The organism is Streptomyces sp. S465, assembly GCF_026898115.1.
GTDB lineage: Bacteria > Actinomycetota > Actinomycetes > Streptomycetales > Streptomycetaceae > Streptomyces > Streptomyces luomodiensis.
This window is the reverse complement of record NZ_CP114036.1, coordinates 8,026,000-8,041,050: the sequence shown is the minus strand read 5'-3', so window position 1 is coordinate 8,041,050 and position 15,051 is coordinate 8,026,000. Positions and strand designations below refer to the sequence as shown.

Sequence of the window (15,051 nt, the reverse complement as noted above, 5' to 3'; positions counted from 1 at the left end):
CCTTATTCCTTCGTGAGCAGCTGCGCGGAAATGAGCCGGCCGATCGTTTCGAGGGGCTTTCCGGTGAGCATCCCGTCGTGATCGCAGGCGATCCGGACCCGTTCGACGCGCCCGTCGACGTACGGCGCCCAGCCGTCCGGAGCCGTCCGCGCGGGGGCCGCCCCGGGCCGGCCCTCCGTGGCGACGAAGAGCAGCAGCTCCCCGTGGAAGACGCCGGGCGTGTAGTGCTGGAGGAGGCGGATGTTGTTCGCGTTGACCCGCTGGATCTCCGAGAGCGTCCGGACCCGCCTGCGCTGCCGGCCGGCCGGCCCTTCGGCCGGCTCCGCCTCCTCGGTGCCCGGGTAGCCGTCGAGGCTGACGAGGAGGTCCACCGTCTCGCCCTGCCGTTGCAGCAGCGCTGCCATCGCATGGGCCACGGTGCCGCCGAACGACCAGCCGAGGAGGTGATAGGGCCCGGCCGGTTGTACGGTCCGGATCCGCGCGACGTAGTCCGCGGCCATCTCCTCGACGGTGTCCGGCAGCGGCTCGTCCGTGGCCAAACCGCGGGCCTGCAACGCGTAGACCGGACGGTCCGGCGGCAGGTGGTCCGTGAGCTCCGCGTAGCAGCGCCCCAGGCCGGTGCTCGGGTGGACACAGAACAGGGGCGGCCGGTCGCCTTCCGTCCGGAGCGGCAGCAGCAGACCGGTGCCGGTGTCATCGGCGTCCGTGCCGGCGTCGAGCAGCCGGGCCACGTCGGCGACGGTCGGGGCGGTGAACAGCGCGCGGATGCTGACCTCGGCACCGAGGACGGCGCGGATCCGGGCGATCAGCTTCATCACGAGGATCGACTCGCCGCCGAGATCGAAGAACGACGCCTCGGCACCCACCTGCTCCAGACCGAGCACCTCGGCGAAGAGTGCGCAGAGGCGCTCCTCGGTGGGCGTCTGGGGGCCCCGTCCCGCTGTCGCCGCGCCGGTGAAGTCCGGGGCGGGGAGGGCGGCGCGGTCGAGCTTGCCGTTCACCGTGACGGGGAGCGCGTCGAGCGGCACGAAGGCGGCCGGGACCATGTAGTCGGGCAGCCGGTCGGCCAGGAACGTCCGCAACCGGGTCGTGTCCACCGCACCGTCCGGGACGACGTAGGCCACCAGGCGCCGGTCCCCGGCCCGGTCCTCCCTGGCGATCACCGCCACCTGGCCAACGCTCTCGTGGCCGGTGAGGACGGCCTCGATCTCCCCCGGCTCGATACGGAAGCCACGTACCTTGACCTGCTCGTCGGCGCGGCCACCGAAGACCAGCTCACCGTCGGCCGTCCACCGGGCGAGGTCTCCGGTGCGGTACATCCGCCCGCCCGTGAACGGACACGCCACGAACCGCTCCGCGGTCAGACCCGGACGGCCGAGGTAGCCACGCGCGAGCCCCGGGCCCGTGACGTAGAGCTCGCCCAGCACACCCACGGGCGCGGGGTGCAGATGCTCGTCGAGTACGAACGCCCGGGTGTTGAGGATCGGACGGCCGATGGGCACCGGGCCCGGACCGGCCGCCTGGAGGGGCGCACTCAGGGTGGCGCAGACCGTGACCTCGGTCGGGCCGTACCCGTTGACCAGCCGCCGCCCCGGTGCCCACTTCTCCACCAGCGCCGGCGGGCACACTTCACTCGCCACCACTACGGTGCCGAGACTGTCGGGCAACTCCTCCACGGCGGCCAGCACCGACGGCGACACGTTCACATGGGTGACGCCGAACTCCTTGACCGTGGCGGCCAGCGAGCCGTTCGGCGGCAGCTTGGCCGGGTCCGCCATCACCAGAGCGGCACCCGCGAGCAGCGCCATGAACTCCCACACCGAAGCGTCGAAGCTCGGCGACGCCAGTTGCAGCACCCGCGCGTCAGTACCCACCGCGAACCGTCCGATCTGCACGGCCGCCAGGTTCCCGATGCCGCGATGCGTCACCGCCACACCCTTCGGCCGCCCCGTCGACCCCGACGTGTAGATCACGTACGCCACATCATCGGCACCCACCGAGACCGCGGGCGCCGGCCCCACCGCTTCGGACGGGTCCCGCACCAGGCACTCCACCCCGGCCGGAACCAACGCCCGCGTCTCCTCGGAGCACAGGACGAGCGCGGGCGCCGCGTCCCCGATCATCCACCCGATCCGCTCCGCCGGGTACGCCGGATCCACCGGTACGAACCCCGCCCCGGCCTTCACCACCCCCAGCCACACCGCCACCAGGTCCGCCGACCGCCCCAGCACCGCGGCGACCAGGTCACCGCGGACCACACCCCGCGCGGCCAGCGCCCCCGCCACCCGATCCGCCCGCTCCCGCAACTCCCCGTACGACCACTCCTGACCATCCGCACCCACCACCGCCACCGCGTCCGGAGTCCGAGCCGCCTGGGCGTCGAACAACTCCCCCAAGGAAGCCACCGGCACCTCGGCAGAGGTCTCGTTCCACCCCGCCACCACCCGCTGCCGCTCCCCACGGCCCAGCACCCCGACCTCGCTCATCCGGGCCGCCGGATCCGAGGCGATCTGCTCCAGCACCCGCACCAGCCGCTCCGCCAGCGCCTCCACCGTCCGCTCGTCAAAGAGATCGGTGGCATACAGGAACGTGCCATGGATCCCGCCCGGGTTGCCGTCTCGGTCGCGGTGCTCGACCAGGTCGACGGCAAGGTCGACACGCGCCGAAGCCTCCGCCTCCGACTCCCACGGGCGAACCCGCAGCCCCGGCAGATTCCACAACCGCTCCTCACCCAGCGGCGCGCCCTGCATGCCCAGCGAGACCTGGAACAGCGGATTGCGCCCCAGCGACCGGGCCGGATTGAGGTCCTCGACCAGCCGCTCGAACGGCACGTCCTGATGCGCGTACGCGTCCAGGTCCGTCTCCCGCACCCGGGCCAACAACTCCACGAAGGTCGGATCGCCGCTCAGATCGGTCCGCAGGACCAGCGTGTTGACGAAGAACCCCACCAGCCCGTCCAGGGCCGCGTCCCCACGCCCCGCCACCGCCGTGCCGATCGAGATGTCCTTCCCCGCCCCCATCCGCGACAGCAGCAGCGCCAGCGCCGCCTGGACGACCATGAACATGGTGGCCCGTCCACGCTGGGCGAGCGCCACCAGCCGGGCGTGGACCCGCGGGCTCACCCGCACCGGCAGGGAGCGTCCGCGGAAGGAGGACATCGTCGGCCGGGGCCGGTCGGCAGGGAGCACCAGCTCCTGCGGTGCACCGGCCAGCGCCTCGCGCCAGTAGCCGAGCTGGCCACTGATCACACTGTCCGGGTCCTCCAGATCACCCAGCACCTCACGCTGCCAGAGCGCGTAGTCCGCGTACTGCACCGGCAACGGCTCCCAGCCGGGCGCGCGGCCTGCCCGCCGGGCCGCGTACGCCACCCCGATCTCCCGGCCCAGCACACCCATCGACCAGCCGTCGACCGCGATGTGATGCGCCACGATCAGCAGCACATGCTCCGCCGGCCCCGTCTTCAACAGCCGCGCCCGCCACGGCACATCGACGCTCAGGTCGAAGGCGCGGGCGGAGTACGCCGCCAGGGCCTGCGGCAGTTCGTCCTCCGTGGTCTCCACGACCACCAGCGGCGGCCGGCCGGCACCGTCCGTCAGCACATGCTGCCGCGGTTCGCCATCGGTCTCGGGAAAGACCGTACGCAGGCTCTCATGCCGGTCGGCGACATCCCCGAGCGCCGCCTCCAGCGCAGCCCCATCGAGCTCACCCGAAAGGCTGAGCGCCAGCGGCAGGTTGTAGCCCGCGCCTTCCCCGACGCCTTCGAGGCGGTTGAGGAACCACATCCGCCGCTGGGCGTACGACAGGGGTACGGAGTCCGGCCGGAGGAACGGCACCAGCGCGGGGCGGGCCCGGCCGTCCGCGCTGCCCTCTTCCTCGATGCGGCGGGAGAGGAGGGCGACGGTGGCGGCGGTGAAAAGCTCACGGACGGAGATCCGGGTGTCGAGGACCGCCCGGATCCTGGCAATGAGCCTCATCGCCAGCAGCGAGTCACCGCCGAGCTCGAAGAACGAGGCATCCGCGCTGACCCGCTCGACGCCGATGACTTCGGCGAACAGCCCGCAGAGGATCTCCTCGGTGGGGGTGGCGGGGGCGCGGCCCCCGGTCGTTCCGGCCGTGTCGGGGGCGGGGAGCGCGGAACGGTCCAGCTTGCCGTTGACCGTCAGCGGCAACGCCTCCAGCACGACAACCGACGGGACCATGTACTCCGGCAGCCGGGCCGCGGCGAACTCCCGCACCACCGCCACGTCAAGCTCACCACTGGGGACCACATAGGCAACCAGCCGCTTGTCCCCCGGACCGTCCTCACGGACCACCACCGCGACCTGACCCACACCCTCACAGGCCGCCACCACAGCCTCGATCTCACCGGGCTCGACACGGAAACCACGGATCTTCACCTGCTCATCAGCCCGCCCGGCGAAGACCAGCTCACCGTCGGCTGTCCACTTCGCCAGGTCACCACTGCGATACATCCGCCCACCCGGAGCAGCGAACGGACACGCCACAAACCGCTCCGCCGACAACCCCGGACGACCGATATACCCCCGCGCCAGACCGGCACCGGCGATATAGACCTCGCCCACGACGCCTACGGGCACCGGATTGAGGAACGCATCCAGCACATAGACACGCACGTTGGGCAAGGGACGGCCGATCGGCGGAGCATCCTCCAACCCCGGGTCCAGCGGGGCGGGTGTGGCGGTCGTGATGACGGTGGCCTCGGTCGGACCGTAGGTGTTCCACACCCGCGCACCCACCGACCACCGCCCCGCCAGCTCCGCACTCAACCGCTCCGCACCCAACACCCAATTCCCCACCCCGGACACAGCAGCCGGATCCAACACCCCCAACAACGACGGCACCACACTCGCCACCCGCACCCCACACCGGCCCACCATCCCCGCCAACGCCTGCGGATCCCTGCGCTCCTCCGCCGTCGCCACAGCCAAACTGCCACCAGCAGCCAGCGTCACCACCACATCCAAAACAGCCGCATCGAAACTGAACGAGGCGAACTGCAACGCCACCACACCCGCGTCCATCCCCAACACCGGACGCATCACCTCAGCCAGATTCGCCACCCCACCATGCGCAACCGCCACACCCTTCGGCCGCCCCGTCGAACCCGACGTATAGATCACATACGCCAACTGCTCCGGAACGATCACCGTCCCCAACGGCTCATCCGAAACCCCGCCAACATCCTCAAGAAGAACAGCACGAGCGTCGCCAAGCGGTACCCCCGACAGACTCTCCGCCGTGCCCAACACCACCTGCGCGCCACTGTCCGCGATCACGAACCCCAGCCGGTCCACCGGATACTCCGGATCCAACGGCACAAACGCACCACCGGCCTTCCACACCGCCAACTCCGCCACCACCACACCCACCGACCGCGGCAAACACAACGCAACCCGCGACTCCCGACCCACACCCACACTCTTCAGCAAACGCGCCAGCCGATTCGCCCGCCGATCCAACTCCCCATACGACAACACCTCCTCACCACACCGCACCGCCACCACATCCGCCGCCACCCTGGCCCACCCCTCGAACCGCTCCACCACCGACCCGTCCGGCACCACGGCCCCGGTGGCATTCCACTCCTCCACCACCCGCACCCGCTCACCCACACCCAACACATCCAGCCGACCGACTGGCGCCTCGGGGTCAGCCGCCATCTGCTCCAGCACCCGAAGCACCCGGTCGACCAGCCCCTGAGCCGTCTCCTCGTCGAACAGGTCCGGTCGGTAGCTCAGCCGCATGCCCAGACCGCCGCTCGGGCCGACCACCAGGCCGAGCGGGTAATTGATCGACTCCCGGAGGCCGTGCTCGGTGAACTTCAGTCCGCCCGGTCCACGTCGACCGGCCTCGTCGCCCGACGGCTTCCGCGCGTTCGTGTCCGAGGGGAAGCTCTCGAACGCCATGATCGTGTCGAACAGCGCGCCGGGCCCGGCCTGCCGCTGGATGTCACTGAGACTCAGGTACTGGTAGTCCACGAGTGCCGACTGCTCGCGCTGTAACTCCGTCAGCGTCTCGGCGACCGACCGCGCCGGGTCGAAGCGAACGCGTACGGGCACCGTGTTGATGAAGAGTCCCAGCATGTTCTCCATGCCCGGCAGGTCCAGCGGCCGCCCGGCCACGCTGGCGCCGAACACCACGTCCCGTCGGCCGGTCAGCTTTCCGACGACGAGGGCCCAGGCGGCCTGAACCACCGTGTTCAGGGTCAGGCCGGGGGTGTGGCGCGTCAGCTCGCGCAGCGCCTGATCCAGTTCCTTGCTCGCCTTGGCGGACACCATGGCGGAGTGCGTCGGTGTCCCGTTGTACTCGGCCGGCGCCACCAGCGTCGGCTCATCGGCACCGGCCAGCATCCGCCGCCAGGCCGCCATGCCTTCTTCCTTGTTCTGCCGGGCCAGCCAGGCCAGATACTCGCGGTACGGGGTGACGGGTGGCAGGCCGTGGGCGCTGCCACCGGCCTCGTAACACGTCCACAGCTCCCGCATCAGCACCGGCAACGACCAGCCGTCCAGCAGGATGTGGTGCAATGTGACCATCATCCGGTACCGCTCCGGCCCGACCTTCACCAGCAACACCTTCAGCAGCGGCGGCACCGCCAGATCGAAACGCCGCTCCCGCTCCTCGACCCCCAGCCGCTCTGACTCCGCCCAGGCCACCTCCGCGTCCAGCCCGGACAGATCCTCCTCCCGCCACGGCAGCGTCACCCGGCGCATGATCAGCTGGACCGGCGCTCCGGATGCGCGCCGCTGGAAGCCGGCGCGCAGGCTCTCGTGCCGGTCGAGCAGCGCCTGCCACGAGGCACGCAGGGCTGCGGCGTCGAGGTTGCCCTCCAGGCTGAGGATCATCTGCTCGACGTAGACGTCGATGCCCTCCTCGTCGTACATCGCATGGAAGAGCAGGCCCTCCTGTAGCGGCGACAGCGGCCATACCCCCACCAGAGCGGAGTCGGTCATCTCAAGCTCCTTCTTCCATCTGCTGCGCTGTCGCTTCGAACTCGTCCAACTCGCTCTGGCTGATCTCCACCAACGGGAAGTCGGAGGGGGTGTGGCCACCGGTGCCGTCGTCCGTGGTGTGCGTGGCCAGTCCGGTGAGCATCGCGGCCCAGCCGTCGGCCAGGCTCCGGGCCGCCGACTCCGCCAGCAGCTCCGCCGGCCAGGACACGATGAGGGTGAGCTGCGGGCCGTCGGGCAGGTCGTGGACGACGCCCATGGCCTCCAGGGCGTGCATGACCGGGATCCGGTCGTCGGCGCCGCCGCCCCGGCCGCCTTCGCCAACGGTCTGCCAGGCATGCTGTTCCACGGGCTGCCGGCTCTGGCGGCCGGGGAAGCGGCCCAGGTAGTTGAAGCCGATCTGGGCCGTCGGCAGCGCGGCGAGCGTGGGTGCGGTCTCGGGGTTGAGATAGCGGAGCATCCCGTAGCCCAGCCCGTCGCCAGGGACGGCCCGCAGCTGTTCCTTGACTCGCTTGACGACCCGTCCCGCCACGGCCCCGCCGGAGCGCAGCTCCATGAAGTCGACGACGCCGATGTCGAGCCGCACCGGGTAGCTGCTGGTGAACCAGCCCGCCGTACGCGTCAGATCCACACCCTCGGCCAGCGGGACCCGGCCGTGGCCCTCGATGTCCAGCAGGAACGCGGCGGTGTCCTGGCCCTGCCTGCGCCGCCACTCGGTCACCGCCGCCGTCAGCCCGGTCAGGAGCACATCGTCGACACCCGCGTGGAACGCCGTCGGCACACTGGTCAGCAGCGCCGAGGTGACCTCCGTGGACACCTGCACCGACAGCTGCCGGACGGTGCCACCGAGGTCCCGCTCCGGGTCCACGGGCCGTGGGGTGAGCAGCGGATCGGCACCGTCCAGTACCTGGGTCCAGGCGGGGAGTTCGGCACGCCTCTGCTGACCGGTGGCATCGGCCTGGAGGGCTCGGGCCCAGTGCCGGAAGGAGGTGGGCACCGGCTCCAGCACGACCTCACGGCCTGCGGCCAGCTCCGTGTACGCCTCGGCCAGGTCGGGTAGCAGGACGCGCCACGAGACGCCGTCCACCACGAGGTGGTTGAGGAGGATCAGCAGCCGTCCGGGGGTGTCCGGGCCCGTGTCGAACCAGACCACCTGCGCCATCACCCCCGCCAGCGGGTCCAGCCGGTCCGCGGCGGCCCGCGACTCCTCGGCGATGAGACGGTCAAGGTCACCTCCGGCCCCGGCCCCGGCCGCGTCGACCCGATGCACCCAAGAGGCCACGGACACGCTCGGGGGAACCAGGAGACGAGGCCCGGACTCGACCTCCAGCCGCGCCCGCAGCATGTCATGGTGATCGACCACCGCCTGAACGGCCTCGGTCAACCTCTCCAGCCGCATCCCCGCCGGAGCCACCACCACCGTCGACTGATACACCCCACCCACACGCTCCGCCCCGGCCCGCCCCAACAACTCCAGCATCACCGGCGTCAACGGCACCTCACCCGAACCCGGATCACCGCCCCCCACCACGGCGCCGGCAACCGCCACATCACCCGCCACCACAGCCAACTCCGCCGGACTCCGACGCTCGAACACCTGCCGCGCCGACACCACCAAACCCGCCTTACGCGCCCTCGACACCAGCAGCATCGACATGATCGAGTCACCACCCAACTCGAAGAACGACGCATCCGCACTCACCTCATCCAGCCCCAGCACCTCCGCGAACAACCCGCAGAGAATCTCCTCGGTGCGGGTGGCGGGCGCGCGGCCCCCGGTCGTTCCGATGGTGTCGGGGGCGGGGAGCGCGGAACGGTCCAGCTTGCCGTTGACCGTCAGCGGCAACGCCTCCAGCACGACAACCGACGGGACCATGTACTCCGGCAGCCGGGCGGCGGCCAGACCACGCAGAGCCGCCAGGTCGAGCTCGCCGCTGGGGACCACATAGGCGACGAGACGACGCTCCCCCGGACGGTCCTCACGGACGACCACGGCAGCCTGGGCCACGGCCGGGTGACCACTGAGAACGGCCTCGATCTCACCGGGCTCGACGCGGAAACCACGGATCTTCACCTGCTCATCAGCCCGCCCCGCGAAGACCAGCTCACCATCAGCTGTCCACTTCGCCAGGTCACCACTGCGATACATCCGCCCACCCGGAACCGCGAACGGACACGCCACAAACCGCTCCGCCGACAACCCCGCACGACCGATATACCCCCGCGCCAGACCGGCACCGGCGATATAGACCTCGCCCACGACACCCACCGGCACCGGATTGAGGAACGCGTCCAGCACATAGACACGCACGTTGGGGAGCGGGCGGCCAATCGGCGGAGCATCCTCCAACGCCGGGTCCAGCGGTCCGGCGGTGGCGGTGGTGATGACGGTGGCCTCGGTCGGACCGTAGGTGTTCCACACCCGCGCACCCACCGACCACCGCCCCGCCAGCTCCGCACTCAACCGCTCCGCACCCAACACCCAATTCCCCACCCCGGACACGGCAGCCGGATCCAACACCCCCAGCAGCGACGGCACCACACTCGCCACCCGCACCCCACACCGACCCACCATCCCCGCCAACGCCTGCGGATCCCTGCGCTCCTCCGCCGTCGCCACAGCCAAAGTGCCACCCGAGGCCAGCGTCACCACCACGTCCAGGACAGCGGCGTCGAAACTGAACGAGGCGAACTGCAACGCCACCACACCCGCGTCCATCCCCAACACCGGACGCATCACCTCAGCCAGATTCGCCACCCCACCATGCGCAACCGCCACACCCTTCGGCCGCCCCGTCGAACCCGACGTATAGATCACATACGCCAACTGCTCCGGAACAATCACCGTCCCCAACGGCTCATCCGAAACCCCGCCAACATCCTCAAGAAGAACAGCACGAGCGTCGCCCACCGGCACCCCCGACAGACTCTCCGCCGTACCCAACACCACCCCGGCGCCACTGTCCGCGATCACGAACCCAAGCCGATCCACCGGATACTCCGGATCCAACGGCACAAACGCACCACCGGCCTTCCACACCGCCAACTCCGCCACCACCACACCCACCGACCGCGGCAAACACAACGCAACCCGCGACTCCCGACCCACACCCACACTCTTCAGAAAACGCGCCAACCGATTCGCCCGCCGATCCAACTCCCCATACGACAACACCTCCTCACCACACCGCACCGCCACCACATCCGCCGCCACCGAGGCCCACCCCTCAAACCGCTCCACCACCGACCCGTCCGGCACCCCAGTCCCCGTCGCATTCCACTCCTCCACCACCCGCGACCGCTCACCCTCCCCCAACACATCGACCTCACTGACCCGCACCCCCGGATCGGCCCCCACCTGCTCCAACACCCGCACCAACCGCTCCACCAACCCCCGCGCCGTACCCTCGTCGAACAAATCCACCGCATACAACAACGCCCCACCCAACCCCGCCGGAGCGCCCGCCCCATCACGGTGCTCGATCAATGTCACCGACAGGTCGAAGCGGGCGACCGGATCCGCGGTCGAGGGCAAGGTGTCGACCGCCAGGCCGGGCAGCTCCCACTCCTCCGGCGCGGCGCTCTGGAGCGCGAGCATGACCTGGAACAGCGGGTTGCGCGACAGCGACCGCGCCGGGCTCAGCACGTCGACCAGCCGCTCGAACGGCACGTCCTGATGGGCGTAGGCTGCCAGATCGGTCTCCCGCACCCGCGCCAGCACCTCGCTGAACGTCGGGTCGGCGCTGACATCCGTGCGCAGCACCAGCGTGTTGACGAAGAACCCGGCCAGGTCGTCCATGGCCGCGTCGCCACGGCCGGCGATCGCGGTGCCGATGGGGATGTCGGTGCCCGCGCCCAGGCGCGCCAGCAGTATGGCCAGTGCGGCCTGGGCCACCATGAACATGGTCGCGTTGCCCTGTTGGGCTGCCGCCACCAGCCGGGCGTGGGTCTCGGCGTTCACGCGCAGGGGCACCGTGCCGCCCCGGAACGTGGACGCGGGCGGGCGCGGCCGGTCGGTCGGCAGCGCCAGCTCCTGGGGCGCGTCGGCCAGCGCCTCGCGCCAGTAGTCCAGCTGGCCGCTGATCACGCTGTCCGGGTCCTCCGGATCGCCCAGCACCTCGCGCTGCCAGAGCGCGTAGTCCGCGTACTGCACCGGCAGCGGCTGCCACCCCGGCGCGCCACCCGCCCGCCGGGCGGCGTACGCCACACCGATGTCCCGCGCGAGCACACCCATCGACCAGCCGTCAACGGCGATGTGATGCGCCACGATCAGCAGCACATACTCCGCCGGGCCGGTCGCCAACAGCCGGATGCGCCAGGGCAGATCGGCGCTCAGCTCGAAGCCGCGCCCGGAGTGCGCCGCCAGGGTCGCACCGAGCTCGTCCGGTGTGGTCTCGACGACGATGAGCGGCGGCCGGCCCGCCTCGCCCGCCAGGACCCGCTGGCGCGGTTCGCCGTCCGTCTCCGGGAAGACCGTGCGCAGGCTCTCGTGCCGGTCGGCGACATCGCCGAGGGCGGCTTCCAGCGCGGCGACGTCCAGGTCTCCCGATATCCGGAGCGCCAGCGGAAGGTTGTAGCCCGCGCCCTCGCCGACGTCTGCGAGCCGGTTGAGGAACCACATGCGCCGCTGGGCGTAGGAGAGCGGCAGCACCTCCGGCCGCGGCCGCGGCGTCAGCGCGGGCCGAGCGGTACCGTCCTGGCAGGTGGCGTCGAACAGCCGGGCCACACCGGCCACCGTGGGCGCCGCGAACAGCTCGCCGATGTTGAGTTCGGTGCCCAGGACCGACCGGATCCGGGCGATGAGCCGCATGGCCAGCAGGGAGTCCCCGCCGAGCTCGAAGAACGAGTCCTCGGCGCCGACCCACTCCAGGCCCAGCACCTCGCCGAAGAGCCCGCACAGGATCTCCTCCGTCGGTGTGGCCGGGCCGCGTCCGGCGGTGGTGCCACCGAAGTCGGGGGCGGGGAGGGCGGCGCGGTCCAGCTTGCCATTGGCGGTGACGGGAAGGGTGTCGAGGGGAACGAAGGCGGCCGGGACCATGTACGCGGGCAGCCGCTCGGCCACGTACTCCCGCAGCCCGGCCAGGTCCTGGGTGCCGTCGCCCGCCGCGGGGAGGACGTAGGCGACGAGCCGCTTGTCACCCTCCCGGTCCTCACGGACGACGACCGCGGCCTGACCCACGCTCTCGTGTGCGGCGAGCACGGCCTCGATCTCCCCCGGCTCCACCCGGAAGCCACGGATCTTCACCTGCTCGTCCGCGCGGCCCCCGAAGACCAGCTCACCCTCGGCCGTCCACCGCACGAGGTCGCCGGTGCGGTACATCCGGCCGCCCGTGAACGGGCATGCCACGAACCGCTCCGCCGACAGCCCCGGTCGGCCGAGATAGCCGTGTGCGACGCCGGCGCCGGCGAGATAGAGCTCGCCCCGCACCCCGATGGGGACGGGCTTGAGGTATTCGTCGAGGACGAATGCCTTGGTGTTGTCGCGCGGCCTGCCGATCGGCAACACCACCGGGGGTTCGGCGTCGGCGGGGACGATGTGTGTGGTGGCGCACAGGGTGGTCTCGGTGGGGCCGTACAGATGCCGGACCTCGATCCCCAGGCAAGCCGCCTTGACCTGGGCGATCGCGCCCGCGGGCACCACATCCCCACCGGTCAGCACCTCGGCCAGGCCCGACAGGCACTCCGGCGCCTCCTCAGCGAGCACGCCGAACAGAGCAGCCGTCACATGCACGGCCGTCAGCCCATACGCCCGCACCAACCCCGCCAGCGTGCCCGCGTCCATCCGGCCCGGCGGCGCTACCACCACCCGGCCACCGCTGACCAACGGCACCCACACCTCGAAGAGCACCGCGTCGAACGCATGCGGCGCATGCCACAGAACACGATCACGCGCCGCCGCACTCCAACACCCGTCCGTCACCAGCGCGGCCAGCGCACCATGGCCCACCGCCACACCCTTCGGCACACCCGTGGAACCGGACGTGAACATCACATACGCCACGTCCTGCGCCGAGACCACCACATCCGGCACCACACCCCGCCCCTCACACAGCTCGTCCACCGGCACCGCATCCGGCACCCCGAGCCCCCGGTCCGCCACCACCAACCCCACCTGACCCAAGACCAACCCGCGCCGTGCTGTCGGCCACCCCGTGTCCACCGGCACAAAACCGGCTCCGGCCTTCGCCACCCCCAACCACACCGCCACCAACTCCGCCGACCGCTCCATCACCACACCCACGAGATCGCCACGCCGCACACCCCGCGCGACAAGCGCACCCGCCACCCGGTCCGACCACTCCGCCAACTCCCCATACGACCACTCCCGACCATCCACACCCACCACGGCCACCGCACCCGGCACCTCAGCAACACGCGCCCCGAACAGCTCCACCAACGACACCGCCGCCCCCGCCGAATCCACCGGCCCCGGACGCTCCGTGGCATTCCACTCCGCCACCACCCGCGCCCGCTCCAGCTCCCCCACCACGTCGACCTCACTGACCCGCACTCCCGGATCAGCCCCCACCTGCTCCAACACCCGCACCAACCGCTCCGCCAACAACCGCACCGTGCCCTCATCGAACAGATCGGTCGCATACAACAGCGAGCCCGAGAGCCCGGCCGGATCGCCTTCGCCGTCCCGCCGTTCGGTCAGGGTCAGCGACAGGTCGAACTTGGCGGTCGATTCCTGCGACGTGGCCTCCAGCGGCCCGACCCGCAGCCCGGGGACATTCCACCGTCCCTGGGACACAGGCAGGTTCTGGAGGACGAGCGTGATCTGGAACAGTGGGTTCCGGGAAAGCGAACGGGCCGGGTTGAGATCTTCGACCAGCCGCTCGAACGGCACGTCCTGATGCGCGTACGCGGCCAGATCCGTCTCCCGCACCCGCGCCAGCACCTCGCCGAACGTCGGGTCGGCACTGACATCCGTGCGCAGCACCAGCGTGTTGACGAAGAACCCCGCCAGCCCGTCCAGCGCCGCGTCCCCACGACCCGCCGTCGCCGTACCGATGGGAATATCGGTACCCGCGCCCAGCCGCGACAGCAGAACCGCCAGCGCGGCCTGCACGACCATGAACATCGTCGCCCGGCCATCGCGCGCCAGCTCCACCAGCCGGGCGTGCGTCTCCGCGGCCACCTCCACCGGCAGGGTGCGCCCACGGAACGACGGCGTGGCCGGGCGGGGCCGATCGGTCGGCAGTTCCAGCTCCTCGGGCGCGCCGGCGAGCGTCTCCCGCCAGTGGGCCAGCTGCCCGCTGATCACACTTCCCGGGTCACCGAGGTCGCCGAGCACGTCGCGCTGCCAGAGCGCGTAGTCCGCGTACTGCACCGGCAGCGGTTCCCACCCGGGCAGCCGGCCCGCGCACCGGGCCGCGTAGGCGGTTTCCAGGTCCTGCGTGAGGACGCCCATCGACCAGCCGTCGACCGCGATGTGGTGCGCCACGATCAGCAGGATGTGGTCCGTGGGACCGGTCCTGAGCAGCCGGACGCGCCAGGGCAGGTCGACGCTGACGTCGAAGCCGCGGCCCAGGTGGGTCGTGAGGGCTTCCTCGATCTCGTCCTCGGTGATGTCCACCACGACCAGTGGCGGCCGGCCGGCGGCGCCTTCGAGCACCTGCTGGCGGGGGACGCCCTGGGCCGCCGGGTAGATCGTGCGCAGGCTCTCGTGCCGGTCGGCGATGTCGCCCAGGGCGGTTTCCAGCGCCGCGAGGTCCAGGTCGCCGGACATCCGCAGGGCGAGGGGGAGGTTGTACGCCGCGCCATCGCCCGCCCCTTCGAGCTGGTTGAGGAACCACATCCGCTGCTGCTCGTACGACAGCGGCAGTACCTCCGGTCGAGGGCGCGCGACCAGTGCCGAGCGTGCCTGGCCGGTCGCGGCACCGGCCAGCCGGGCGACACCGGCGACCGAGGGGGCGGCGAAGAGCTCGCCGATGGTGAGTTCCGCGCCCAGGACGGCGCGGACGCGGGCGATGAGCCGCATGGCCAGCAGGGAGTCGCCGCCGAGGTCGAAGAAGGAGTCCTCCGCGCCGACCCACTCCAGGCCCAGCACCTCGGCGAACAGCCCGCAGAGAATCTCCTC

2 protein-coding genes (1 of these 2 only partly in view) are annotated in these 15,051 nt (G+C 71.1%); both read right to left on the bottom strand.

Annotated elements, in window-relative coordinates; genetic code table 11:
* Positions 1-2: 2 nt before the first annotated feature.
* Entirely contained in the window at positions 3-6,971 is a 6,969-nt protein-coding gene (locus tag N6H00_RS34050; RefSeq protein WP_268975678.1) for an amino acid adenylation domain-containing protein, read from the bottom strand.
* Between the two features lies 1 nt (position 6,972).
* Positions 6,973-15,051, bottom strand: the 3' end of a protein-coding gene (locus tag N6H00_RS34045) for a non-ribosomal peptide synthase/polyketide synthase (RefSeq protein ID WP_268975677.1). Its footprint extends 12,552 nt past the window's final position; 8,079 of the gene's 20,631 nt are visible here — the last part of the coding sequence; its start codon lies off the right edge, out of view; it ends in the stop codon at positions 6,973-6,975.